Here is a 24,022-nt window from a genome sequence, read left to right as displayed (position 1 = left end):
TTTCGCATAAAGGAGAGTGGATAGGGATGATTTCATTTACCGCAACAGGGGACAGTTTTATAACGAGGAAGTTGCCGGCGAAAGATGCTGCCTTTAACGAACTTTCTTCTATTATTCAAAGCTCGGATGTTCGATTCACGAATCTTGAAATCACCACCCATCACTTCGAGGGATTTCCAAGTGCGGTGAGCGGAGGGACGTGGGCGGTAGCCCCTCCCCATGTGCTGAATGAAATAAAGGAATATGGCTTTAATTTGGTTGGCTGGGCGAACAACCATACACTAGACTATTCGCATGGCGGCTTGCAGGCGACAGAAAAATACCTCAATGAATATGGCTTTGTCCACGCAGGTGCCGGCGATAATTTGGCAAAGGCAAGCGAACCGAAGTATTTGGACACCCCTTCCGGAAGGGTGGCGATCATCGCTGCAACTTCCAGTTTTCATGAATCGGCCGCAGCCGGGGAACAGCGTCCGGACATGGTCGGCAGGCCAGGGGTGAACCCTTTGCGCTTCAAAACAGTCCACAATATCTCGCCGGAGAAAAGCAGCTATTTGAAAATGATCGCAGAGACGGTGGAAATCAACGCGGAGAAAAAATTGCAGATAAAAAATGGCTATGAAGTGGGCTCTAGCGACGATTCCTTTTCATTCGGCACTTACCTCTTCCGGGAAAGTGAGGAAGAGGGGAAAACCACCATGCCGCTGCAAAAAGACGTCGACCGCATCGTAAAGGCGATTTCAGAAGCGAAAAGGCAAGCGGATTACGTCCTAGTGAGCATCCATGCCCACGAAATGAAAGGGGCGTCCAAGGAGCTGCCTGCTGAATTCCTGGAAACGTTCTCCCGGATCTGCATTGATGAGGGAGCACATTCCGTGATTGGCCATGGGCCGCACGTCATAAGGGGCATCGAAATCTATAAAAACCGCCCGATCTTCTATAGTTTGGGCAATTTCATCTTTCAGAATGAAACCGTGACCCATCTTCCTGACGACTTCTATAAAAAATACGAGCTGGACCATTCCCATACCGTAGCAGATGCCTTTGATGCGAGATCAAAAAACAACACAATCGGCTACGGCACCAACAAAGACATATGGACCGCCATCTTGCCTTACTGGACAATGGAAGACGGGGAACTGAAGGAATTGGTTTTATACCCCATCGAATTAGGATTCGGAGAACCGCGCTATAAAAAGGGCTGGCCAAGCGTAGATAAAAACGTGGACATATTAAAGAAACTCCAAAAACTTTCTGCGCCGTATGGAACAAAAATCGAAATTGAAGGATCGGTGGGCCGTGTAATCTTGAAAGCCGATGCTTTGGTTGAGCTTAGTCCTATTTTATAGGAGAAACAGAAATGGGCCGGAGATAAACCGGTATTAATGTTGAGGCTGTCGAGAAGTATTCGATAGCCTGTTTTGTTGGCGCTGTTTCATTCGCAGGGCAGCATCACCAGAGCGGTTTCTCATCATTCGACAATTCATACAAAAAGGGGGAGGCCAGAATGATGGCAATGGTCAATGGGAGACCTATCGCGATGAGCTCTTTGGCAGACAAGTGCAAAAAATAAGAAGACAAAATTAGAAGCGGGGCAATGATGGAGCACAAAGAGCCTACCCGCATTCTGGATTTTGCAGTGGCAAATTGCCTGGCCCCGCAAAAAGGACAGATCATTCCATTGTTTATCTTAAGGGTCTTTTTAAATGTCGTTTTCCAGCTCCACTGGTGGCCGCAATTTTGGCAGGTTGGCATAGAAACACCTCCAATGTAATAAAATGCCATTGCTTATACTATAGATACGGATAAACCGGAGAAAAGTTACAAAATGGCTTTGGGTTTTGGGGATTTGAGAAGTGATTTTTGAGGAAGTCATGTAGAAGTAGGGAAAGTTCGTGTAGAAAGCTCGCTTCGTCATGTGGAACTTGCAAGAGTTCATGTTGAAAACGCGATACTTCATGTTAAAACCCAAAAACTTCATGAAGCAAATTTTTCCAGCCCACTTTCTTCTATAAAAAGCGATCTCAAAGAATAAAGAGCTGTTCGCCAGGCGAACAGCTTCCATATTGCTTTTAATCTTGGAGAGACGCTTTTGGAGAAAATCATGTAGAAGTATGAAAAGTTCATGAAGAAAGCTCGCTTCGCCATGTAGAATTTGCAAGAGTTCATGTTAAAACCGCAACACTTCATGTTAAACTTCGAAAACTTCATGAAGCAAATTTTTCCAGCCACCTCTTCTTCTTCTCCAAAGAGCAGCAACCCCGGATAATCAAAAAAGCTCCAGCCAATTAAGGCTGGAGCGTTTCTACATCCTTCAATGAAAAGCAGCCATCACTTCAGCGACCAAGTAAGCGGCGAGCTTCGCCGTCTTGCCGTCGTCGTCCAACACGGGATCCACTTCGGATACATCAAAGCTGCGCGCTTTTTCATTGGAGACGATATGCCACAATAACCGGCGCACCACCGCCGGATCGAGTCCGAACGGGGAAGGGGCGAGAACCCCCGGCGCGTAAAGCGATGTGATGGAATCCATACAAAGCGTGACCAGAATGTGATCGTAGTTCTCGCAAAACGCGTCAATCCGGTTTTGTACGTTCTGCAGCTCCAACATGGTCAAAGCTTCCGCAAGAACGTACTCTGTGCCAAGTTCTTCCGCATGATTGAAAAGCGTTTTCGTGTTGCCAAGCGGCTGGATGCCAAGAACGAGATAGCCTGCGTTCTTATCCTCTTCTAAAATCTGCCTGAACATTGTCCCGGAATTCGGGCGCTCCGCTTTGCGCAGATCAAAATGTGCGTCGATGTTGATGATGCCGATTCTTGCATCGGGCCCTGCATCGCGGCGCAGCCCTAAATAATGGCCGTACGCGGTTTCGTGTCCGCCGCCTAAAATAATAGGGATTGAGCCGCTGGTAAGCAGGCGGCTGACGTGGTCGCCAAGTTCGCGCTGGGCTTTTTCCAAGTCGTTGTTTTTGCACATGACCGAGCCGACGTCGAATGTCTGCCGGTCGCCAAGATGATAGGGGAGGTCTGCCAGATGCCGGCGGATTTCATTTGCCGCGTCAGCAGAGCCCGCTTGCCCGCCGTTGCGCTGCACCCCTTCATCGCATTCAAAGCCGATAATGGAAAATGCGCCCTCCGGCACGTCAAACGTGTCCATAAATTCGATTGTCTGATGAAAACGGAAACTGTTGCGGTCGGTTTCGCTGTCCACGCGCCCGTGCCAAAAATGCTTTTTCGGTAATTTATACAAACCCAACACCCCGAATCAATGAAATTTATGCTTTTGTTAACTTTATTGTAATGAATTTGGGCTCTCTTTACTAATCCCTAAAAAAATCCTCCCGAAACCTAAAGGTTCGGAAGGATTTTACTGAACACCAAAACCGAACTTCTTAAGCAGAAAAGAGTCCTTATACATAAAAGGAATTCCTAAACCACAAAAAGGAGTGGTATGTGTGCCGTACACCTGGTTCTATATCATCATCGGGTTGATTCTGCTTATCATTCTCTCAAACAGTTTTTTGCCGCTGTGGCTCAGAACGCTGATCGGCGCCTACTATCTCGTGATCGCTGCGGTGTTTGTCACCGAGACGAACCGGATCAACGCCAAATACGAAGGAATCACACCCGTACCGGATGCGTATTGGGATGAAAATTCGGCGTGGGTAGAAACGGCCTCCAACTTCATCTTCCTGCCGTTCATCGGTCTGCTGATTTTTATTTACATCAAGTGGTTCATGAAGGTTCAGACAAAGATCGCCAAAACGCTGGTTCTAGTGAGTTTGCTGCCGGCGGCTTGCGTGATTTTCTTCTTTCTTTTCATGTTCAATTTTGGCTATGGCTACCGGCCTTGAGGTTGAGGAGGGGAAAATAAAAGCAAGCTCAACGATGAAGAGCTTGCTGCGCACGGTATTCATCTTCTTTTGCTACATAGAAATCATACTGCGATGGACTCGCCTTGAAATTATTAAAGCTGGGCGAAGCCCCGTTTAGAGCTGACTGGACATTGGCGTTGCCGCGGATCACGGTGTCATAAGGTATTCCGTGTTCAGTGAATTTGTTCGCCGCTTCCAAATACATCTTATTCCCGAATGCTGTGTAGACCAGGCATTTTCGTTTGAAAAATAAAAACCGCAACAAGCCCATAATAATCACCCCTGCTATAAAGTACGTGAAGTATCTCCGTCGATCAACTTAATGTGGACCTTGGAAAAGGTTCCGTTTTCAACATGTCTTGGGACATCCGATACATCGAGTAATTCTTTCAAATGGATAGATGTACTATCATTAGCCTTTATCGAAATGCTGAACGGACCTGCTAAATTCATAAGCGATTCCATTTGCGTGCCGTCTTCCAATGGATATGAATCTATAAATTCCAATTTAAATGACACCGCCTCGTTGCTGCGATTTTTCAATTCAAGTGTGCATTCTCCATCCGATGTGCTGCCAGCGACAGTCTCAAAACTGCACTTGCCATCGCCACCGTATGAAACTGCTGCAATGCCGCTTGCAAATGTTTCTTGGTACATCGAAACAAGAAGATTTGGTAGAAGGGCATATACGATTGCCACTATCAGGACTGTTCGAAAATGATATTTTTTTATACCCATGACAAGTAAAACCATGGCGATTACAAACAAAACAGAGCCGATTATTCCAAGTAAACTATAACCATCCTGATCGTAAACGGGAAAGGACATGAACGTAGTACGTGCCCCGATCATGACATTATTCGGGAAGGGGAAAAATAAATACATGCAGACACCTAGAATAATAACGGAACCCGAAAGTGCCAATTTACTTTTTATCATTTACTGCCTCCTTTCTTTGCCATAGTTAACCTCCTTATAAATTCACCTTCTCCGCAGTTCTTCCGCAATTTCCCTCAAAAGCGCATTGCGCTCTTTGCCTTGTTTCAGAAAAGCGACAACCACAAAAATTCCCACCGCAAGCGGAATTAACGAAAACAAAATTGAAATGATGGGCAATAACATAAACAAATCTCCAGACATGGAAAAACCTCCCTTGATAGTAATACGGAACAGCGAGAAAAATGTTTCATTTCTAAACTGTCATGAGAATATCATTTCCCTGTGGTAGATTAAACATAAATGAAGAAATGGAATGCTTATGAAAAAATACATTGCTTTAGAGGAGGCAGAACATGGATGATGTTTTCCCGGAAGAAGCGGCGCTAAAGATGAAACGATGGCCGAAAGAACCGATCGCGGCGGGTTACCGCCATACCGTGGCGCTCCAAGCGGACGGGAAAGTGCTGGCCGTGGGAGATAATAAATACGGCCAATGCGACGCGAGCGAGTGGTGCGAAATAGCGGCAGTGGCGGCAGGCAGCGCGCATACTGGGAATTCGCATAGCGTCGGACTCCAAACCGATGGCACTGTGGCAGCAATTGGTTGGAACAAGTACGGCCAATGCGAGACAAGCTCGTGGCACGATATCAAAGCAATCGCCGCAGGTTGGCGGCGAACCATCGGGATAAACCGGGATGGGACGGTGGTGGCCGCGGGCCGAAACAATGAAGGGCAATGCGATGTAAGCGAGTGGTGTGATATTGTAGCGGTGGCAGCCGGTGACTGGCACACCGTCGGCCTCCAATCGAACGGAAGAGTGACGAGTGCCGGGAACAACCGGTACGAGCAGTGCAACGTAAGCGGCTGGCGGGACATCGTTTCGGTAGCAGCAGGTTACCTTCATACCGTAGGCTTGAAAACGAATGGCAGAGTCGAGGCCGTAGGATTGAACAAAGACGGCCAATGCGATGTAAGTGATTGGCACAATATCGTGGCGATTGCGGCAGGGAGCCATCATACAATCGGGCTGAAAAAGGATGGCACCGTGCTGGCTGCTGGGCGAAATAATGACGGCCAATGCGATGTAAGTGATTGGCGCGATATCGTTGCGGTCTCGGCGGGATCTGCTCATACGGTCGGACTTCGAAGGGACGGTACGATGATAGCTGCAGGACAAAACGAAGAAGGGCAGTGCAACATCAACGAGTGGCGCGGCATTGCACTGCCCCGCAATGGGTTTTGAACTGCAGGAACGCCATCACGATTGGATAGAACCAAAAAGATTGGACGGATTGATTCTGTTCAATCTTTTTTATTGAATGATTCCAAGTTCAAGCAGGAAAAATATTCTCATGTATAGAATTTGTCGCTATATAAAAGAAAGGAAAGGGAGAGAGGATGAAGAGGATCGCTCGAATCTTTTATTTCCATGCTGTTTTGGTGCTGCTGGCGGGTTGCACCGGCAATACGGACGAAGAATCCGCAAAGGGGTCTTCAGAAGGCAGTTCGGCAAGTGAACCGGTGGAAAAAGAAACGGAAGAAACTACATCAACAAGCGAGGGAGAGGAAGCGGAGATGAATAAGGAAAATGAAGTCCCTTCAGAAGAAACCGTGGCAACTGATGCGGAAAGCACCACTTCGAGCGATTCCAAAGGCGAAGAGAGCTCGTCCCAGTATTCAAGCGAAGAAATCGAATACGCCAGAGTCTGGCTGCAGCTCGGGGCGAATCAGGAAATCGATGGCTTATACGTCCAGCACATTCCGGCCGGCGAACCGCTCAATCCGGATGACGAAACCAGCGGCACCTATCCGGAAGACGTCATCCAGCTGGCGGGCTCCCGCTTGGTGGACGGATCCGTCACCTATAGCGGCAACGGCGACGGCACCATCAATGTCTACAACGTGCCGCTGCGCTGGGACGGCGAGTATCCGGCTGGCAAAGAGTTTTACGAAGAAATTATTGATAATACAGAACTGGTCTCTGTTGACACAGGTGACGATCAAGAAGTCATCCGGTTGATCAAGTTGCTGAATATCGAATCGTAAGCTGCTTCAATAAAAAACTCCCCTTCAAGCAGAAATTGTCTGAAGGGGAGTTTTTACGCGATTGATTCTTCTTCCGGCGGACCGAGCCGGTTGGTAAGGATGTTGTAGATCGCCTTGAAATGCCGGCCTTCGTACATCATCTCATTATAGGAAGCAGAGCGGATAATGGCTTCTTTATCCACTTTGACAACTTCGATCTGGACCATATTGCTCCTGCCGGTCTCATCAATCTCGCGCTGATTTTCCTTTATGAACGCTTTCGAGTTCTTTGGTTCATAATGCTTAAAGGTCTCAATCACTTCATTGAAAATCGTCACCGTATCCTCCTGGCTATTGAACAGCCAGTAATAATCCTTCTTTTCGCTTGCTAGGTGAAGAGTGAGTTGATAATGCATCGTATTCCTCCTTGGGAAATAGAATCTGTCGAATGGGTATGATGTTCTATACCCGGTTTTGGTTGTTTTAAAGAGGAAGGAGAAATAATTCTATTTGTCTTAGAACTATGCCGTTTTATAGTAGAGAGATGACGATAAATTCTATCACTAATCTTTTTTACGGTATTGATTACAGAATTGTTTGATTTTACCACTATACAAGAGTAACCTTGAATTAGAATTGAGAGGAGTGAAACCAATGGAAAAAGCAATACCAGAAGTGACGCTGAACGATGGAACAAAACTGCCAGTTACTGGACTGGGTACATATGGGCTGTGGGGCAATGCAGGAGCGGACGCTGTCAGCAGCGGAATCAATGCCGGCTACCGGCTGATCGACACGGCATACAATTACGAGAACGAAGGAGCGGTCGGAGAAGGCATCAAGCGCAGCGGCATCTCCCGCGATGAATTGTGGATCACGTCCAAGCTGCCAGGCCGCTATCATACATACGAGAAAGCGTTGGTGGCGATTCAGGAATCGCTGTACCGTTCGAAGCTGGATTACCTTGATTTATATATCATTCACTGGCCGCTTCCGAGGCAGGACCACTACGTGGAAGCGTGGCAGGCGCTGATCGATGCAAGGAAATGGGGACTTGTCCGCTCGATCGGCGTGAGCAACTTCCTGCCGGAGCACCTGCAGCGCATTATACAGGAGACCGGAGTGACGCCGAGTCTGAACCAAGTTGAACTGCATCCGTTCTTCAACCAGGAAGAGCAGCGGAAAGTGCATGAGGAACTTGGTATCCAAACACAGTCGTGGAGCCCGCTTGCCAAGTCAGCAGACATTCTATCGAATGAAACGATCGGCAAGATTGCAGAGAACCACAACAAGACCATTGCCCAAGTTGTGCTGCGCTGGCATCACCAGATCGGCTCTGTTTCGATTCCGCGGTCCACATCACCTCAGCGGCAGCGGGAAAACCTGAATATTTTTGATTTTACTTTAAGCGAAACCGAAATGAGTGCGATAGCAGGCCTAACGAGACCGGATGGCAGACTGAACAAACAGGACCCGGCCACCTATGAAGAGTTTTAAAATTAAGCTTTAGTAGGGGTCTTAATGCAAGTGAAACTATCGAAAAGGGGAAATTAATCAAATGACTCATTACGCAGTTCTGTTGCCTTTAGTGGATAAGGAAAAATCGGATCAGGAAAGACCAGCACACTTGGCGTTTCTGGATGAAATGAAGCAAGCCGGCCATGTATCGGCATTCGGCCGATTTGTTGACGGCTCAGGCGGTTTGGTGATTTTCAACGCTGAAACTTATGAAGAGTGCGAAGCTCTAGTTAAACAAGATCCTTTTGTTCAGAGCGGTGCACGGAACTATGAAATTCATGAATGGGGTTTGCTTTTTGCGGAATTGAAGTTGGAGAGTTGAGGGAGAATCGGATAGGAAGAAATCTGGTGAATATATAGAAAAAGCGAATCCAAACGGGTTCGCTTTTCTGCATAGGATTAATTGATGAATTATTAGAAAAAGTATTATTAAATATTTTATTTGCAAATATGTACGTCCGTTAAAAGAAAAGTGATCAATAATGAGGAGGAATTGGAATGAGTAAGAAAGAAATCAGCAACGCTGAATTCGAAGAAGCGGTAAAAGGAAAGAGCAAGTATTATTCAGATGGAAAATTCTTAGAGAAAGTGAAGAAGTATGGCGCCATTATTGGCTTTAAAGCACTTCATGCAGCTGTCGTATTGTACTATTCATTAAAAGATCCAAATCTGCCAAATAAAGATCGAATGATTATTATAGGAGCATTAGGCTATCTAATTTTACCGGTTGACGTAATACCTGACTTTATTCCGGTGGTCGGTTTTACAGATGATATTGCAGTTATTATTGCTGCGTTGGGCAGAGTAATAAATTCGGTGAGTGAAGAAAGCAAAATTAAGGCTCATCAACAATTGAAAGTTTGGTTTAAAGATTCCTACCCATATAATGAAGATGATGGTTTCGTAGTAGAAGTAGATTAGTCCCGTCATAGAACACATTTACGAATCCAAACTTGAATAGTCAAAAGCGAATCCATCGGGGTTCGCTTTTTCTTATGGAGGAGAATTTATAATCTCCATATTTCCCCCTTATTAATTATAAGCAACAACTTTAAAGAAGGAATAAGGACATTAGAGTAATACAAGCAAATTATACTTGGAATCCGTAGAAATAAAGCATCTTAATAGTTTATAAGCCTATACGAAAAATAACACTATACTAATTACAAGAAATTTTCCAAAAGTAGTAAAAAGATAGTTAAATAATGCTAATATTAAGGTAATAAAAACTGGATTGTAGTTATAGTTATGTTTTTTTTATAAATAGGTATTTCTTTCCGCATCTATAAAGTCTTTTATACTCTAATAAATACTTAGAAGGGCACGATAAATATGGGATTAGTTGAACTGAAAACATGGGATTTTGATAGAAGTGCCTTAGATCAAATCAAAAGTGAGCGTTACTTTGATTATCCAGTTGTCTATTTTCTTAACAATAATACGACTGTATATATTGGGGAAACGGTAGCGTTTAAAAATAGAATGAAATCGCATTTAAATAATAAGGAACGGAAAAACTTAGAGAAAATGACCCTTATTATTCACGAGGAGTTTCATCGCTCAGCTACTTATAACCTGGAAACTAAGCTGATTAATTACTTCTTAGGTGATGACCGTTATAGACTACAGAACAAGAGTCAGACTGCGCAAAGCGTTACGCATAACTACCATAACAAGGAATTCTACGACAAAGAGATATTCAATGATATATGGAAGGAACTATTGAAAAGGAAGATGGTAAATAACCCAGCTCATGTGATTGAAAACAGGGATATTTTTAAGCTTTCTCCTTTCAAAGAGCTGACAATGACGCAACTCGAGCTTAAAACCAAGATCCTGGAAGTATGCGAAGAGCATATCAAGGATAATGAAACCTTTGTCTTCATGGTAAAGGGCGAAGCCGGTGTAGGGAAGAGTGTGGTCCTGAGTTCTGTATTCAACAGCATCCAAGAGCTAGCGGCTGATAAAAATTCCAATCTTCATCAAACAAAGAATTATTTGCTCGTCAATCATTCAGAGATGCTAAAAACGTATAAAAACATCGCTGCTAACGTGAAGTTCCTTAAAAAGAATAATTTCGACAAGCCCACAAGTTTCATTAACAAGCAGAAGAAAACTACAGAAAAAGCGGATGTTGTCCTGGTTGACGAAGCGCATTTATTGCTGAGCAGAGCCGATGCTTTCAATGGATTCAATGAAGACAATCAATTGGAAGAAATCATTAAGCATAGCAAAGTCGTTATCGTTGTCTACGATGAAAAACAGGTCTTAAAACTGAAAAGCTATTGGGACAAGGAGCGGCTCAAGAAAATAGTGTCAGGCTATCAAAGAGAAGAGCCCTACGTTTTAAAAGAACAATTCCGTATGAATGCTGGAGACGATGTAATCGACTGGATCGATAATTTTGTAGAGAAGCGAATTCTGGAGTTACCAAAAGATGAGCTGTATGACTTTAAAATATTCGACTCTGCTAAGGAAATGCATGATGCCATAGTGGAAAAGAATAAAGAACACGGTCTCTCCAGAGTGGTTTCGACATTCGATTATGAGCATAAGAAAGACGGCGAGCAGTACTACATTAGAGAAGACAATCTCGAAATCCCCTGGAATTTAACCGATACCAAAAACACCTGGGCAGAAAAGCCGGAGACAATCAAAGAGGCGGGATCCATCTACACGATTCAAGGCTTCGATCTGAATTACGTAGGGGTTATTTTGGGGCCATCCGTTACTTATGATGACCAAAATGATTGCTTGAAGATTCTTACTGAAAAATACAGCGATACCGAAGCATTCAGAGGAAAAGATGGCATTGAGGATGTTGAAAGAGCGAAAGAACAGATCATATTGAATTCAATAAATGTGTTGATGAAGAGGGGGATGAAGGGGCTCTATATTTATGCTAGTGATGAAGAGTTGAGGAAGCGACTTTTAGAACTTTGAGAGAAGAGCCTGCAACTGTAATTTTTCTAAACGATTTTGATAATAAACTACAATCAATATTATATTGTTACTAGGGAAGCGAAATGAAACTCATAAACTGATTAAGTTAAAGAGGTGAAGGAATTGGACACTAGGGATATTACTTTTCATCAAACTACTTTTAGTAAAATATATAATGAAATTTATAAAGAAACGCCACAAAATTTTATTGATGTTTTCTTGTGTGGGGGAGCGAGTAGTAAGAAGACTAAGTCTGTTCGTGATAAATTAAGAATATTACTAGAAGAAGACAATAATATTAGAGTGCTTTATCCCGAAGATTTATTTATTGAAATGCTAAATCACGATAAAAATTATGATTTATTAAGTCTAGAAAGATTCCTAGCAGATAATAGCGATATCATTTGTATTGTATGTGAAAGTCCAGGTTCCTTAGTTGAGTTAGGAGCATTTACAAATAACGACAACACTGTTGATAAAGTAATTGCTTTAATAGAAAAAAAACGTAAAAAGCAAAAAAGTTTTATAATGCTGGGTCCGGTAAAAATCTTAAGAAAAATTAATGAAGAAAGAGTAATCTTTTATGAAGATGATTTAAAGGTAGTAAGTAGCCAACTTTTAAAAGCTTTTAGAAACACAAAGAGACATCAGTTAAATTCCGCGGCAACCAGCAGTTATAAACCAATTAATACATTAATTGGTTTACACCACTTTATACCATTAATCTTGTATTTTTTTACAAAAATAGAAAGCAAAAAATTGTCTGCTTCATTAAAGCGTCTTTTCGAAGAAAATGATTTTAGTGTAAAAGACTTCGAAACAATGTTTAGACCTACTTTAAAACTTCTATATAAAGATAAAATTATATATAAAAATAAAGTGGGGAATAATTCTGAGTATTTGTTAACAGAAATAGGTTACCAAAAAGTTATTGAAGTTTTAGAAGAAACTAACATAAAAGATAGAAACAAGTTGTACGATAGTATAAGGTTTAGTATCATTAACGATAAGTATTACCGTTCCTCTTAGATGTCACTGATTAGATGCCCAAACATGTACATGGTTTTGGAGTTTAGTTATGTGGGAGATGGTTCGTCTCCTGTTGTGTAAAGCAAGGAATTGATTCATCAGAAGAAGGAGTAAAACTCCACGACAGTGAAGTTCTCCACCTTCTTCAGATAAAATTGTTTTTGGTAAGAGGAGCGGTAGTATGAAATCTGATTTTACTAATAGTTTTATTTTGAATGCATTAAATTTACCTGTGATGAAAGATCTAAATGATATCTCGTATCTAACTGGTCTTAGTAATCAACTTCTTTTTTTATTATCACAAAATAGTGAATCTTATTATAAAAAATTCTACTTGGATAAGAAAAATGGAGAAGTAAGAGAAATAAATTCTCCCAGTTATTCAATGAAGTTAGTTCAAAGGTGGATTTTATCCGAAATTCTTGAAAAAGTGAAAGTTTCTAATGAATCAATGGCTTTTAAAAAAGATTTTGGAAATGGAAGTATAAAAAATGCTCGCTATCATCAGTATAGTTTATACATTTTGCAATTAGATTTAGAAAGTTTCTTCGATAGTATCGATAAAGAACGAATTTTTCTTGTTTTTAAAAGTTTAGGCTATAATACATATATTTCTCATGTTCTAACTAATATCTGTACGTTAAATGGCACATTACCCCAAGGAGGAGTATGTTCGCCTTACTTATCTAATTTAATTTGTTATAAGTTGGATAGGCGCCTAACAGGTCTGTGTTCTAAAAGAGATGTGCTATACACAAGATATGCAGATGATTTAACTTTTTCATGTGACAATAAACTAACGCTAAAAAAAATTAAAAATATTATTGAAGATATAATTATAGATGAAAATTTAAAAATTAATCATTTTAAAACAAGATTACTTTCGCCAGGATCACATAAAAAAGTTAATGGCATTACAGTAAACAATGGGAATTTGAAGGCCTCAAAAGAATTAAAGAAAAAAGTGAGAGCCATGATTCATCATAGTATAGTTTCTGAAGATTATTCAAAAAATAATATAATAAGGGGCTATGTCTCTTACATTAATTCAATTGAAAAGGGATATTTAGAAAAGATAAAAGAATACATTATTAACATTTTCAAGAAAGATTATAACCACTTTTCAAGTACAGTTAATGCTTTCAATGAAAATAAGCTGTATCGAGATATAGAAAGCGCTGAGTATGTGGAATTTGTTGGTGCTGGATATAGCGATGACTATGAATGGCTTTATTATGAAGAAAGAAGATTTGAGTTTTTAGTTGAGAAAGGATATTTGAAAGGTTTAAGAGATTATTTTAAAAAAGCGGAAAACTTATTAGTTGAAAATAAGGATGATGAAGATCCTACATCTATTTTTTAAGACATTTCATAAGCCTTACTTTAAATGTTTAAAGACAATCATCGATGTCAAATATTGTTCATTGACATAATTGACTGCGAGTCCATAGTTAGTAAGGCTAACTATGGACTCGCAGTTTTTTATTAAAGTAATCTACTATTACTTTATATAAAATGTTTTAAATAAACTCAGATAATGGAGGATAAAAAGTTGAAAGTAAAAGTTAGCTTTTTTGACAAAACGCTATTAAAAAACTACTTATTTATATTGTCAAGTTTAAGTGTGGTTTTGTCATTTGTTTTAATTGCGGTTGATATACCAAATAAACATAGATTTGCAATAGGTATAGTACTATTCATTTTATTGTTTATAACATATTTTATAATGTGGATAAGAGCTAACCTTGCAGATAACGTGAACTTAAGTATTAATAACTCAGTTGTAAATATTAAAATAGGAAATATTTTTGAAGAAAATGAATTAAAAGTAATTCCTTTTAATGAATATTTCGATACTTGTGTAGATAATGTGATTATTTCTGATAAAACTTTAAATGGTATGTATATTAAGAATGTAGTTGCGGATTTAAATAATCTTGATAGTTTAATTGATAATGATTATAAATTAAATGAAAAAATAATAAATATTAATGAACATAGAATGATGGGGAAGAATAAGCAATATAATTTGGGAAGCATTTATCAACATGAAGATTATTTACTTACTGCCTTTGCAAAGTTTGATGAAAATAACAGGGCCTATCTACACATGAATGACTATATTAACTTCTTGATAAATTTTTGGAATGAGATAGATATTGTTTATGGTGGCCGTACTGTAGCAATACCATTATTAGGTTCTGGAATAACAAGATTTAAAGGATACAGTATGGTAACAGAGCAAGAATTATTAGAATTGTTAATATGGACATTTAAAGTAAGTAGGATTAAGTTTACTCACCCTTCTTGCGTCTCAATTATAATTCACGAATCTAAAAAAGATAAAATTAATTTTTATAGATTAAGGAGTGTAGAGAATGGCTTATAGAAACGGTGTTTATGCAGCTTTTGACGGTCAAGGTACAACAAATCCAACAGAATCTGACATTAAGTATTTTAGATTATTAAAGATATGGGCTCAAGAAAAAGGAGAAGATTTCAGATATATTGATAGTCACGAAAAAACAAGTGCAGTGAGAGATTCAAGTAAAAAAGAAACTTTGCAAAGAGTTCTAAGAGAACGACTTAGCCATTCCAAAGTCATGTTTTTAATATTATCACATGATACTAATTATGATCGAGGTTTTTTAAATTATGAGATTGAAGAAGCTTTAGATACCTATAAATTACCTTTAATAATTGCTTATCCTAATATAAAAGATACAAAAATTTCTAATTTATGGCCTGTTTTGGAGGAAAGATGGCCAAGGGCTCTAAAACAGAGATTAAATAATAACAATAGAAATGACATATCCTGCTTACATATACATTTCACTAAAGAATTAGCAAAGCGTGCATTAGGAGATATGACGGTTCACGAAAAAAAATTCATGAATGCTCGCTTAATTTATAAGTGAGAAATTACATTCGAGGGTAAGAAACAATTTTAATCAATTGTGACAATACAATATTATTTTATATACTACCACATCCGCTGGATCAGCAACTTGGGTGTGGCTTTTTCTTTTTATTCATCTCTAAAATTGTATGAGAATTGTGTCGTTCCTTGAGAAGCAAAAGCGTAATTTTAGAAAAGTAAGGAAATGAACATGGAGCTATTAAGAGAACGTGATAGAATATCAGTTAGTGAAATTTAAATCTTCTTATAGTAAGCAGTAGCATCTTGCCTAGAAGGAATTGCAGCCTTTATGGATGATAGATGAATTGAAAAGGACGGGATAACAAAGTGGACAAAACCGTAGAACAAAAAATGAACGAGATGCTCGAAGTGTTTAACAGTCTTCCGAATTGCAGGATTGAACCGAAAGAGGACGGTCGGCATCTAATCGCCAGCAATAAACCGGTTCCTTGGAGTGAGGCTCTTGAAAATAAGGATGCAGAATCGTCGTATAAAATTGGGTCTATTACGCCTCATAAAGCGGCACTCGGTCTCTATATTGATTTTCCGCCTGATTATTTAGATATTGACCGGGTGGAGGACATCATCGATCCCGAAATCACGTTGACTTATTACGAGCCAGGCACCAAACCTTCAAACGCCAAAAGCTGGTGGAGATTCCGTTCAGATGAAAAGTTCGACAGCATCCACCTGGTCCTGAGAAAAACGGAGCTGGCGTTGTATGATTTCAAGCGAGAAGAATGGATTCAATTGATGAAAGAGATAACGGATGTTCATAAATGATTGATAATATAGTTGAATAAAAATCGTCTTCTATGTCAAACTCAATTCAGCTTATTATAACTACAATCACATCTAGAAAAAGTCGTATCCACTGACCTTAAAGGTTAACGGATACGGCTTTCCTGTGTTTAGCTGCGAAATTACTAGTTATAGAATCTAAAAATCATTAATTAAAGTAATTACTGTGCCAGTAAACGATAGATCAAATTTCCGCTTCCCTCGCAGCCTTCACACTATCCGGATCAAAAAACTTATCCACCAAATCATAAATCGTGATGAGCTCATAAAGGATCGTGAACTCTGGCGGAAACAGGGTAGGATGCATGGCATCGCTTGCCGTTACACTTTTGCTGTTCTCCCAGAATAGGTCTGTAATCTTTTTTAATTGGTGCTGATGCTTTTCGTGGTCGTAACTGGTGGAATGCCGCAAGTCGTCCGCAAGCGCCGTGACGGCATGCATGATAAGATCCCGCTCAGCTTTTGTCCACTCGATATCGTGCAGAGGGACGCGAAGCAAAGCATCCAAATGGAACTCGAGATTATGTAAAAACAGCAATTGCCTTTCCGCCATCTGAAGCTCGGCTTCGCGATTGCGGACCCAAGGGTATAGACTCGCTTCATCGCGCTGGAAATGGATCAATTTCTCCGTCTTCCTGATTTCCGTAGTCAGCCGCTTAACGATCTCCCTATCTTCTTGAAGGTTCGCATCACCGTCAAACAGGATCGTTCGGAATGTGTGTTCCAGCATGCTCCCGGCACGTTCACTAATGCTTTGGATGCTTTTTAGAATATCTGTCCGATAGTTTGGCGGGAAAACGAGCATGTTTACAGCGGTAGACACGAGCAAACCAATAGTGGTCGTCCCTAATCGAATGAAGAAAGAGATCAGGAAATTGTCGTGGATGACTTCCACCATCGCGACAGATGTCAATGTGGCAACGAGCAAGCCGGCATGCAGATTGAGTCTGGAACAGGCTAAAATCGTGGCAACAGCAGCGAGCGTATAGGTGATCGGGGCGTTCCCGAAGAGTGTAATAAAGAAAACGGCGAATGCAGAACCGATAGCAGATGCTGGAAACCGGACAAGCCCCTTTTTGATCGAATCGCTGACAGTCGGTTCAATCGTAACAATTGCCGTGATGACCGCAAAGACAGGCGGCCAGCCAAACCAAAGACATATCGTGGCTGTTAAAAATATGGCTATGCCCGTTTTCACAATTCGGCTGCCATTGAAACGGAAGGATCGCATCATATTGGACCACCCTCTCCTTTACGTAGTATTCCGCTAGAGTTCAGTATATCATCCATTTCTATATAGAATCCAAGGCAATTCCGTGAGCTGAAGCTTGCTTCATCCAGTCTCGCACTAAACTTTTGAACCTTTTTTAGAATGTGTTTCGTATAATTAAAGCGATATAGAAAAAAGCGTTCATCTTACGAAGGCACACCTTTAAAAGGTTCACCTTATAGAGAGCATCTGGAGCCGCGCTTCCTTTGAAACCGATTACCGGGTTCATTCATACGAATCTTTGTTCAGGTATCGGAATGCCGATTAAGAAACCCTTTCCTTGTGTCAAACAGCATTCCGCATATACAAAAAATCCGCCCTCTTCAACTAGAGGGCGGATTTCTTTTTCGGAAAATCTACTCCCGTGGAAGTAAATCTTCAGTGCAAATCAGTACATACTCTTAGGGCTTACTCGCCGACCATACCATCACCATCTCGATCATCCATATACTGATATAACCAATGATTGCTGGTAATCGGCATAGGGAAGCCTGCTGCTTTTGCTTCGCTAATCGTCACTTGTCCATTGCCGTTTAGATCCACACTGGAAACATCTCCGCCTGTGTTTGCAGGGGCTGACTCCGCAGGGGCACTCTCTGGAGCTGCAGGGCTTGACTCAGCAGGTTCACTGTCGGTTAAACCGAGTGACGCGTTTACTTCATCAGGGTTCACGTTGTCAAATGTATCAACGACTTCGTTGCCCATTACCGTATACGAATACTGATAACTTGAAGGAATCTGCGTTTCCGTATCCGGGTAGGTGATGATGGCTTCAAAATCGGTCGCACCGCCTGCATCGCGGATGGCATCTTCCATATAAGCTTGATCACCATGCCGGTTAAGCGTGCTTTCCTGTGGGGTGATATTATAGGCATTCGATACCCCTCCGAGAGAATCCGCAATGACATGCCCTTCGTCTAAAATATCACTTTCGACGCCAGGAACCTTCGCCTCATCTGAGTAATATCTGCCAGTCGATAATACAGGTTCGCTATTGTCATCCTGTACAATGATTTCGGCTGCAACGACACGCACCAGTTGCCCGTGTTCATTCGTAAATGCCCAATATTCACGGTCCCCATACCCAATGTCTACAACAACTTTAGGTTCGCGATATCCAGACAATTCACCGCCATCAACTTCGATAAGTTCGTATCCTGCGAACAATTCATTATTTTTTTGGGCTTCTGCTTCTGCAGCTGCTTTTTCTTTTGCAGCCAGTTCCTGCGCTTCTTTCTCTTTCGCAAGCTCTTCAGCCTTCGCTTTTTCTTCGGCTTCTTTCTCTTTCGCAAGCTCTTCAGCCTTCGCTTTTTCTTCGGCTTCTTTCTCTTTCGCAAGCTTCTCAGCCGCCGCTTTTTCCTTTTCTTCCGCAGCCTGTTTCTCAATTTCTTCTTGGGCAATACGTTGTTCTTCAGCTTTTTCCTCGTCCGCTTTTTGTTTCTGCGCTTCCATTTGTTCACTTTCGACGTCGGCTGCAGTTTCAACTTCTTCTGCTGTAAATCCGACGCCAATAGCAGAACCAATTATCACTGCAAATGAAACACCCGCCGCAAGGCCAGCTTGCTTAACAGTCAGCCCTTTTTTGAACAAAGCACTGAGAAGTAACATCACGATGCTCGCAGCAAAAGCCAGTAAGGCAACCAGCAACAATAATATAAATACAACACTCATTTATTATTTCCTCCTCTATATTGCTGTTTCCAAAGATGACTATAACATGATTAGAAAGGTAAATAATAGGAAATAATAAATTAATGTTTGGAATTATTTGTATTAAATGATTGATCGGCTCATATCCTCGTTATAATAAAACTGGCTCTGGATAGAAAGAAAATCCATAACTACAAATAGTGGGGTGGAAGGTGCAATCGGGACTCTGCATTCGAGCGCACAGTCAGCCAGTTTACAAAATCCAAACCCATTGGTATATTGGGCGTAATACGAGACTCCACAAATACGGATAAGGAAAAGAGGTTGGAAAAATGGATGTGAAATTTCCCATTGGAAAATTAGAGGTTCCTGAAAACGTGAAAGCTGAAGATGTGCAAGGCTGGCTGGGGAAAATCGAAAGTTATACCACGCGGCTGCGGCAAGCGGTCGATGGACTGGATGACGAGCAATTGAGCAAGACGTACCGGGAAGGCAGCTGGACTGTCCGCCAGTTGGTGCATCATATCGCGGATTCGCAGCTCAATATGTATCAGCGCCTGAAGCTGGCGTTGACGGATGCGAATCCGACGGTTCCCGCTTTTGATCAGGAAAAATGGGCGGCGCTTCCGGACAATGACCTGCCGGTGGAAAGTTCAATCCGGATGCTGGAAGGCTTGAACGAACGAATCGTCGCACTTGGGCAGCATGTGACGGAAGGGCAATTGGACCGCGTCTTTACCCACGAAACGAACGGTGAAATCAGCGTCGCAACGAAACTCGCGAAACTGTGCTGGCACGAAGAGCATCATTTGGAACATATCAAGATTGCTTTGGCGAACTGAATTGCTCTAATGTGTCAAACATAGTATAAGCTATAAATAAATTGCCTCCTTTATCAGAATCAGTTTCATCGTTTAAAATCAATGTATAAAAAATTCACAAAGTCAAGAAAGAAAAGGATCTTCATTGCATTTAAAAAATATAACTTAAGTAGTCATAGTTGCACTAGATATAGGGACACTCTGGAATCTGCTAGAAGCTCTGAGTAATTCAATTTTATAAACTATTTCGGAACTGTTCTGCTTTACTGGGCCAATACTATCTAAAGCATAAAAAAGATACGAGAAATAACTCGTATCTTTTTTATGCTTTATTTTAGATTATCAATAGCATATTGCGCTTCTTCAGGAGTGAACTGCTCACCATATTCAGAAACTAATTGATCATAAACCGCTGATGTAGACATCGCCATATCTTCGGCATAGGATTCTGCTTTTTTTAATGCATTTGCCTTCCAATCATACTCAAGATTGTCCATGGCGTATTGTGCCGCTTCTTCTGGGAATTGTTCACCATATTCAGATACTAGCTGATCATAGATAGCTTTTTTGGACATATGCATAGTTTGAGCATAGGATTCTGCTTTTTGTAAAGCAGCTTTATGTTCTCTCGGTATCTCTTCTACTTCTACTTCCTCTTCCTCAACTACTTCAGCTTCTTCTGATTCTTCTTCAGTCTTAGCTTCGGTTGAAGTTGTTTCTTCAGTTGCATTTGTTGTTTCAGCTGCTTCAGTTTCAGCAGGTGCAACACTTTCAGATGCTTTTTCTGTTTCTTCTTTTGGAGAACCGATAGCGAAAATTATAATAATTGCTATTAGCCACACCCACCATTTTTTATAGAATGGTTTTTTCACTTTTTCTTTTGAACCCAATACAAACACCCTTTCAATTCTATTCTTAACATTTATAACATATTATTACATTTTTCTCTACCCTGTTAAGAAAAAATAAAATAAAATATATGTCTATAGACTAATTATTTTATTTGCTATTAGGCCAAAAGTAAAAAAACAATCATATTAGAATTGTCAATTCAGTGTTATAAAAAATTGGCCTTGTACCAAAGAAAATTTCATCAGTTTAAATTAGAAGTAGTTGCCCAGGGAAAATAACAATCATATCTGGTGCATGAGCATTATAGGTTTGGTTTTTCATTTTATTCTCCTTTATAAAGTGTTTGGGGCACTATGTTGCTCCGTAGGAAGCGAAATGAAGTAAAGTAGCTTACCATTCAAAGTCTCCCGAGTACTTCTCGTTAAATCTTGCTTCAGATACAAGAACCCCCATTTTCCGGGCAGCCTCATAGATGGCTTTTCCATTCGCAAAGTAAAAGCGGCAGCGTCCACTCGGAGCTGCTCATGAAAAAGGATTGGCCGCTCCCGCTGTAGAATAAGATAAGCTGACAGCATTTAAACAAAAGGAGCCCACTAATGACCCAACAAACAATCGACGAAATCACCGCCTGCATGGCCATTGCAGGCGGCGACAGCAGCATACAAAAAATCCAGACAGCCCACCGGTTGAAATTGGCCGAATTCTGGGAGATCAAAGCGGGGGACAAGATACTTGAAATCGGCTGCGGCCAAGGGGATACGACGGCGGTATTAGCACATCTTGCCGGGGAGGCGGGAAGGGTGCACGGCATTGATATCGCCCCGGCGGATTACGGCATGCCGATTACGCTGGGCGATGCAATCGGCAAGTTGAAGCAATCCCGCTTGGGCGAACGCATCCGTGTGGATTTCGAAACGGATATTTTATCTGAGAAAATTGAATTCCGGGAAAAAGAATTTGATGCCATCGTCTTGTCCCATAGTTCCTGGTATATGCAGTCGGCCGACGAACTGGAGGCCGTTCTGAAAAAACTGAGGGGCTGGGGCAAAAAGTTGTGCTTTGCCGAGTGGGACATGCGGGTCAGCCGGATTGACCAGTATCCGCATTTCTTGTCGGTGCTGATCCAGGCCCAGTACGAGGCGTTCAAAGAAACCAGCGAATCGAATGTCCGCACCTTGTTCACGCCGGATAGCCTTCGCCCCATCGCCAAGCAGGCAGGCTGGACCATCACGGCTGAAGAGTCAATCGATTCGCCTGATTTGCAGGACGGCGAGTGGGAAGTGCAGCAGCTTCTCGCCGATTTCGAAGCGAAAACCGAAGCCTTCGGACGGATGCCGGTAAAGCTGAAGGGCTTGATCGAGTCGGAAATGGGGTTATTGAAACATGCCTTAACTTCAGGTCCGATAAAACCGCTGGCTGCTTTTGCATTTATCGGAGAATAAAATCTTCAATGCAAAGAATATAATCTTCAATGCAAAGAATATAATTGGCTATAGGAACAGGGGAGGTTCGAGCGGAAAGTTCAATCCGGATAGAGCGTCAATCGGAGCATATCGGGAGTGCCTTAACGAACTAAATGCCCTCATGTGGCAAACATAATTTGAAGTATAGAGTGATCTCACATAAAAAATCCGCTTCATTTAACAATGAAGCGGATTTCTATATATCAGCGTGATTGAAGCGCTTTTTTATTACTCTCTGCTCTGTAATTCTTCCTGAAGATAATCTACAAAATCCAGCCAAGCCGCTTCATCTGTAATCTTGCCTGAATTTCTAAATTCATATATTTCACGGATATATTCTCTCAGATCAACTGCTTCTATGCTCTTAATATTTTCTTTGAGTGTATCAATCACAAGTACAGATTCATCTGAACTGCTGCCTAATGCATATTTAAAAGCGAAAAACAGTACATCATTGGTTACTGCTAGTTTCTGTTCCAATTTTCATCCTCCTTAAGCATGCTTTCAGTTTCTTGAATGATTCGATTTCCTTCTGCTGTCGATTTGGGTAAACAGCTGTTTGACGCTTGCTTATATACGGGGCAACACGTTGCTTTCCTGGAACTCAGTGAAGAGTTTCAAAAACATTTCTTCGGTGTCGACGAACTCTAAAAAACCGAATTTCCGAAGTTTCGTCGTATCCGACATGACATCGTAATCGCAATTAAAGATGAAATCCCCGAATCCCCAAAGAGCGAGTTTCTGATAGGGAATGTCCTGCAAATCATACTTTTCCACCATCTGCTGCCACAATTTTTCTTTATCCGCCATCATGCGTGTCAACGAGATCGGCGGTTTCGGCGGGGCGGATTCCATACCGAAAAAATCGGCAATCTGTTTCCACATATCTTCCCACCGGAAAAAATCGCCATTTGTTACATTGAACGTTTCAAATGCGCATCTTTCTTCTAATGCTGCCCAAAGTGTGCAGCGTGCGAGCAACGTGGCATCGGTCATCTGTGCAAGGAACGGATAGGCTTTTCCAGGGAAGCGCAGCGGCAGGCCAAGCTCTTTTGAAATGGCTGCATAGGCGCCGATGACCATCGCAAGGTTCATCGGTTTTCCAATTGAAAATCCACATACGACATCCGGCCGCAAAATGGTCCAAGTCCATTCCTTGCCTAGCTGGGCTTCCCGCATATAGTCCTCCTGGTCGTAATAGAAGTTTGGCGGCATGTGGCGTGCATCGGTTTCTTTGGCAGGTGTCTTGATCGGCCCAAGGTGAACGCCGTATGCTTTGGCTCCTTGCATCAAAATGACCCGCTCCAGAGCAGGCGCATTTTCCTCTATCGCATCCAATGTGTTTTTGAACATGGCCAAGTTCACGTCAACTTGCTGCTGAGGATCCGCTTCATAGTCTTGATAGGCCGCGTAGATAAAATGAGTTGCATCCCCAAGTGAGGATAATTTTAGGTTCATCTCATCCGGCTCCAGCATATTCACGGAGATATAGCGGACGTTCGGCTCATCTTCCGGGATATTCCGGGCAAGGCCGATCACTGTCCAATCTTCCTGATCTTTGAAATAATCGATGATATATTTGCCGATAACTCCTGTAGCTCCAGCAACCACTGCTGTTTTTTTCATAGCGCTGCGCCTCCTAAATAGAATTCTAAACTTCTGTTTACCCAAAAGAGCATGGGTTTAAATCAAATTCGGGTGTGTAGATCAACCATGCGCCGAACACAATTGAAGCTAGACAGTATGATTTACCATAATGAATCCATTCTATGCAGCGATGGAACCACTTGAATCCATTCGAATAAAGAACTTATAAAACCGCTGACAATGATTACAAGGAAATCACACCTGACCTCAAAAAGCGAGTAGAGCGGTATACGGATGTCGCTAAGAATCACGCGTGAACTTGAAGGAT

Annotated in this window: 26 protein-coding genes; 15 read left to right on the top strand and 11 right to left on the bottom strand. The window is 41.7% G+C overall.

Translation table 11 applies throughout. The annotated features are described in order from the left end of the window. Positions 1 to 26: 26 nt before the first annotated feature. A complete protein-coding gene (locus FQV28_RS16105; RefSeq protein WP_146497531.1) occupies positions 27 to 1,349 on the top strand; it encodes a CapA family protein in 1,323 nt (440 codons plus the stop codon). A 103-nt stretch (positions 1,350 to 1,452) separates the two neighbouring features. Here the strand turns inward: FQV28_RS16105 and FQV28_RS19680 are convergent, their stop codons facing one another. Further along, positions 1,453 to 1,755, bottom strand: a complete 303-nt coding sequence (locus tag FQV28_RS19680) for a TIGR04104 family putative zinc finger protein (RefSeq protein ID WP_186763918.1) — start codon at positions 1,753 to 1,755, stop codon at positions 1,453 to 1,455. A 559-nt stretch (positions 1,756 to 2,314) separates the two neighbouring features. After that, positions 2,315 to 3,250, bottom strand: coding sequence for a formimidoylglutamase (hutG, locus tag FQV28_RS16095; RefSeq protein WP_146497529.1), 936 nt, complete (start codon positions 3,248 to 3,250; stop codon positions 2,315 to 2,317). Positions 3,251 to 3,455: 205 nt separating this feature from the next. Here hutG and FQV28_RS16090 point away from each other — a divergent pair, with 205 nt between their 5' ends. Further along, positions 3,456 to 3,854 (top strand): hypothetical protein, encoded by a 399-nt coding sequence (locus FQV28_RS16090; RefSeq protein ID WP_146497528.1) that lies wholly within the window; start codon positions 3,456 to 3,458, stop codon positions 3,852 to 3,854. Between the two features lie 28 nt (positions 3,855 to 3,882). Here the strand turns inward: FQV28_RS16090 and FQV28_RS16085 are convergent, their stop codons facing one another. From FQV28_RS16085 to FQV28_RS19315, 3 genes are read right to left on the bottom strand one after another with little or no spacing between them, the layout of a single operon-like run. After that, complete coding sequence (locus FQV28_RS16085; RefSeq protein WP_146497527.1) at positions 3,883 to 4,146, bottom strand: hypothetical protein; 264 nt, start codon at positions 4,144 to 4,146, stop codon at positions 3,883 to 3,885. Between the two features lie 14 nt (positions 4,147 to 4,160). After that, positions 4,161 to 4,814: a hypothetical protein gene (locus tag FQV28_RS16080; protein WP_146497526.1), complete on the bottom strand. Its 654-nt coding sequence runs from the start codon at positions 4,812 to 4,814 to the stop codon at positions 4,161 to 4,163. A 42-nt stretch (positions 4,815 to 4,856) separates the two neighbouring features. Then, a complete protein-coding gene (locus FQV28_RS19315) occupies positions 4,857 to 5,015 on the bottom strand; it encodes a hypothetical protein (RefSeq protein ID WP_186763917.1) in 159 nt (52 codons plus the stop codon). A gap of 152 nt (positions 5,016 to 5,167) precedes the next feature. On the opposite strand from FQV28_RS19315, the gene FQV28_RS16075 reads away from it, so the two are divergent. Beyond that, positions 5,168 to 6,058: an RCC1 domain-containing protein gene (locus FQV28_RS16075; protein ID WP_146497525.1), complete on the top strand. Its 891-nt coding sequence runs from the start codon at positions 5,168 to 5,170 to the stop codon at positions 6,056 to 6,058. Between the two features lie 155 nt (positions 6,059 to 6,213). Beyond that, a complete protein-coding gene (locus tag FQV28_RS16070) occupies positions 6,214 to 6,861 on the top strand; it encodes a hypothetical protein (protein ID WP_146497524.1) in 648 nt (215 codons plus the stop codon). A gap of 53 nt (positions 6,862 to 6,914) precedes the next feature. On the opposite strand, the gene FQV28_RS16065 is transcribed toward FQV28_RS16070, so the two are convergent. Next, positions 6,915 to 7,256 (bottom strand): hypothetical protein, encoded by a 342-nt coding sequence (locus FQV28_RS16065; RefSeq protein ID WP_146497523.1) that lies wholly within the window; start codon positions 7,254 to 7,256, stop codon positions 6,915 to 6,917. Between the two features lie 238 nt (positions 7,257 to 7,494). Here FQV28_RS16065 and FQV28_RS16060 point away from each other — a divergent pair, with 238 nt between their 5' ends. The 9 genes from FQV28_RS16060 (at position 7,495) to FQV28_RS16020 (ending at position 16,033) form a co-directional block, all read left to right on the top strand. Then, entirely contained in the window at positions 7,495 to 8,337 is an 843-nt protein-coding gene (locus FQV28_RS16060) for an aldo/keto reductase (protein ID WP_146497522.1), read from the top strand. 61 nt (positions 8,338 to 8,398) lie between these two features. Then, positions 8,399 to 8,680, top strand: coding sequence for a YciI family protein (locus FQV28_RS16055; protein WP_146497521.1), 282 nt, complete (start codon positions 8,399 to 8,401; stop codon positions 8,678 to 8,680). Between the two features lie 176 nt (positions 8,681 to 8,856). Then, the gene (locus FQV28_RS16050) at positions 8,857 to 9,279 is read left to right on the top strand and encodes a YkvA family protein (protein ID WP_146497520.1); all 423 of its coding nucleotides are present in this window, start codon (positions 8,857 to 8,859) and stop codon (positions 9,277 to 9,279) included. Between the two features lie 411 nt (positions 9,280 to 9,690). Further along, positions 9,691 to 11,301 carry a DUF2075 domain-containing protein gene (locus FQV28_RS16045; RefSeq protein ID WP_146497519.1) on the top strand — a complete coding sequence of 537 codons (1,611 nt, stop codon included), beginning with the start codon at positions 9,691 to 9,693 and terminating at the stop codon, positions 11,299 to 11,301. Between the two features lie 123 nt (positions 11,302 to 11,424). Beyond that, positions 11,425 to 12,330 carry a retron St85 family effector protein gene (locus FQV28_RS16040; protein ID WP_146497518.1) on the top strand — a complete coding sequence of 302 codons (906 nt, stop codon included), beginning with the start codon at positions 11,425 to 11,427 and terminating at the stop codon, positions 12,328 to 12,330. Between the two features lie 181 nt (positions 12,331 to 12,511). Beyond that, complete coding sequence (locus tag FQV28_RS16035; RefSeq protein WP_146497517.1) at positions 12,512 to 13,693, top strand: retron St85 family RNA-directed DNA polymerase; 1,182 nt, start codon at positions 12,512 to 12,514, stop codon at positions 13,691 to 13,693. Positions 13,694 to 13,882: 189 nt separating this feature from the next. Further along, entirely contained in the window at positions 13,883 to 14,719 is an 837-nt protein-coding gene (locus FQV28_RS16030; RefSeq protein WP_146497516.1) for a macro domain-containing protein, read from the top strand. After that, complete coding sequence (locus tag FQV28_RS16025; protein ID WP_146497515.1) at positions 14,709 to 15,248, top strand: TIR domain-containing protein; 540 nt, start codon at positions 14,709 to 14,711, stop codon at positions 15,246 to 15,248. The genes FQV28_RS16030 and FQV28_RS16025 overlap by 11 nt, the downstream gene beginning before the upstream one ends. Before the next feature lie 329 nt (positions 15,249 to 15,577). Beyond that, positions 15,578 to 16,033, top strand: coding sequence for a hypothetical protein (locus FQV28_RS16020; RefSeq protein WP_146497514.1), 456 nt, complete (start codon positions 15,578 to 15,580; stop codon positions 16,031 to 16,033). Positions 16,034 to 16,235: 202 nt separating this feature from the next. Here FQV28_RS16020 and FQV28_RS16015 read toward each other — a convergent pair whose 3' ends face one another. Then, complete coding sequence (locus FQV28_RS16015; RefSeq protein ID WP_146497562.1) at positions 16,236 to 17,282, bottom strand: aromatic acid exporter family protein; 1,047 nt, start codon at positions 17,280 to 17,282, stop codon at positions 16,236 to 16,238. Positions 17,283 to 17,729: 447 nt separating this feature from the next. After that, on the bottom strand, positions 17,730 to 18,773 hold the full coding sequence (locus FQV28_RS16010) for a DNA/RNA non-specific endonuclease (RefSeq protein WP_255472984.1): 1,044 nt from the start codon (positions 18,771 to 18,773) through the stop codon (positions 17,730 to 17,732). Positions 18,774 to 19,303: 530 nt separating this feature from the next. On the opposite strand from FQV28_RS16010, the gene FQV28_RS16005 reads away from it, so the two are divergent. Next, positions 19,304 to 19,813 carry a YfiT family bacillithiol transferase gene (locus tag FQV28_RS16005; protein ID WP_146497512.1) on the top strand — a complete coding sequence of 170 codons (510 nt, stop codon included), beginning with the start codon at positions 19,304 to 19,306 and terminating at the stop codon, positions 19,811 to 19,813. 308 nt (positions 19,814 to 20,121) lie between these two features. Here FQV28_RS16005 and FQV28_RS16000 read toward each other — a convergent pair whose 3' ends face one another. Beyond that, positions 20,122 to 20,682: an Ltp family lipoprotein gene (locus FQV28_RS16000; protein ID WP_186763916.1), complete on the bottom strand. Its 561-nt coding sequence runs from the start codon at positions 20,680 to 20,682 to the stop codon at positions 20,122 to 20,124. A 558-nt stretch (positions 20,683 to 21,240) separates the two neighbouring features. Here FQV28_RS16000 and FQV28_RS15995 point away from each other — a divergent pair. Next, positions 21,241 to 22,086: a class I SAM-dependent methyltransferase gene (locus FQV28_RS15995; RefSeq protein ID WP_146497510.1), complete on the top strand. Its 846-nt coding sequence runs from the start codon at positions 21,241 to 21,243 to the stop codon at positions 22,084 to 22,086. A 249-nt stretch (positions 22,087 to 22,335) separates the two neighbouring features. Here the strand turns inward: FQV28_RS15995 and FQV28_RS15990 are convergent, their stop codons facing one another. Both FQV28_RS15990 and FQV28_RS15985 read right to left on the bottom strand, forming a co-directional pair. Beyond that, positions 22,336 to 22,587 carry a hypothetical protein gene (locus FQV28_RS15990; RefSeq protein ID WP_146497509.1) on the bottom strand — a complete coding sequence of 84 codons (252 nt, stop codon included), beginning with the start codon at positions 22,585 to 22,587 and terminating at the stop codon, positions 22,336 to 22,338. Between the two features lie 90 nt (positions 22,588 to 22,677). Next, positions 22,678 to 23,733, bottom strand: coding sequence for an SDR family oxidoreductase (locus tag FQV28_RS15985; RefSeq protein WP_146497508.1), 1,056 nt, complete (start codon positions 23,731 to 23,733; stop codon positions 22,678 to 22,680). Positions 23,734 to 24,022: the final 289 nt, after the last annotated feature.

Source organism: Planomicrobium sp. CPCC 101079, from assembly GCF_007859275.1.
GTDB lineage: Bacteria > Bacillota > Bacilli > Bacillales_A > Planococcaceae > Planococcus.
Note: the sequence above shows the minus strand (reverse complement) of the source record. Positions and strands in the feature narration are given on the sequence as shown.

What these genes read in the sequence shown, in the direction of transcription:
- FQV28_RS16080 (WP_146497526.1), bottom strand. Translation starts at nt 4,814, where the DNA reads ATGATAAAAAGTAAATTGGCACTTTCGGGTTCCGTTATTATTCTAGGT.
- FQV28_RS16065 (WP_146497523.1), bottom strand. Translation starts at nt 7,256, where the DNA reads ATGCATTATCAACTCACTCTTCACCTAGCAAGCGAAAAGAAGGATTAT.
- FQV28_RS16050 (WP_146497520.1), top strand. Translation starts at nt 8,857, where the DNA reads ATGAGTAAGAAAGAAATCAGCAACGCTGAATTCGAAGAAGCGGTAAAA.
- FQV28_RS16035 (WP_146497517.1), top strand. Translation starts at nt 12,512, where the DNA reads ATGAAATCTGATTTTACTAATAGTTTTATTTTGAATGCATTAAATTTA.
- FQV28_RS19315 (WP_186763917.1), bottom strand. Translation starts at nt 5,015, where the DNA reads ATGTCTGGAGATTTGTTTATGTTATTGCCCATCATTTCAATTTTGTTT.
- FQV28_RS16075 (WP_146497525.1), top strand. Translation starts at nt 5,168, where the DNA reads ATGGATGATGTTTTCCCGGAAGAAGCGGCGCTAAAGATGAAACGATGG.
- FQV28_RS16005 (WP_146497512.1), top strand. Translation starts at nt 19,304, where the DNA reads ATGGATGTGAAATTTCCCATTGGAAAATTAGAGGTTCCTGAAAACGTG.
- FQV28_RS15995 (WP_146497510.1), top strand. Translation starts at nt 21,241, where the DNA reads ATGACCCAACAAACAATCGACGAAATCACCGCCTGCATGGCCATTGCA.
- FQV28_RS16025 (WP_146497515.1), top strand. Translation starts at nt 14,709, where the DNA reads ATGGCTTATAGAAACGGTGTTTATGCAGCTTTTGACGGTCAAGGTACA.
- FQV28_RS16085 (WP_146497527.1), bottom strand. Translation starts at nt 4,146, where the DNA reads ATGGGCTTGTTGCGGTTTTTATTTTTCAAACGAAAATGCCTGGTCTAC.
- FQV28_RS16055 (WP_146497521.1), top strand. Translation starts at nt 8,399, where the DNA reads ATGACTCATTACGCAGTTCTGTTGCCTTTAGTGGATAAGGAAAAATCG.
- FQV28_RS16010 (WP_255472984.1), bottom strand. Translation starts at nt 18,773, where the DNA reads ATGGAAGCGCAGAAACAAAAAGCGGACGAGGAAAAAGCTGAAGAACAA.
- FQV28_RS16070 (WP_146497524.1), top strand. Translation starts at nt 6,214, where the DNA reads ATGAAGAGGATCGCTCGAATCTTTTATTTCCATGCTGTTTTGGTGCTG.
- FQV28_RS19680 (WP_186763918.1), bottom strand. Translation starts at nt 1,755, where the DNA reads ATGCCAACCTGCCAAAATTGCGGCCACCAGTGGAGCTGGAAAACGACA.
- FQV28_RS15985 (WP_146497508.1), bottom strand. Translation starts at nt 23,733, where the DNA reads ATGAAAAAAACAGCAGTGGTTGCTGGAGCTACAGGAGTTATCGGCAAA.
- FQV28_RS16105 (WP_146497531.1), top strand. Translation starts at nt 27, where the DNA reads ATGATTTCATTTACCGCAACAGGGGACAGTTTTATAACGAGGAAGTTG.
- FQV28_RS16015 (WP_146497562.1), bottom strand. Translation starts at nt 17,282, where the DNA reads ATGCGATCCTTCCGTTTCAATGGCAGCCGAATTGTGAAAACGGGCATA.
- FQV28_RS16060 (WP_146497522.1), top strand. Translation starts at nt 7,495, where the DNA reads ATGGAAAAAGCAATACCAGAAGTGACGCTGAACGATGGAACAAAACTG.
- FQV28_RS16045 (WP_146497519.1), top strand. Translation starts at nt 9,691, where the DNA reads ATGGGATTAGTTGAACTGAAAACATGGGATTTTGATAGAAGTGCCTTA.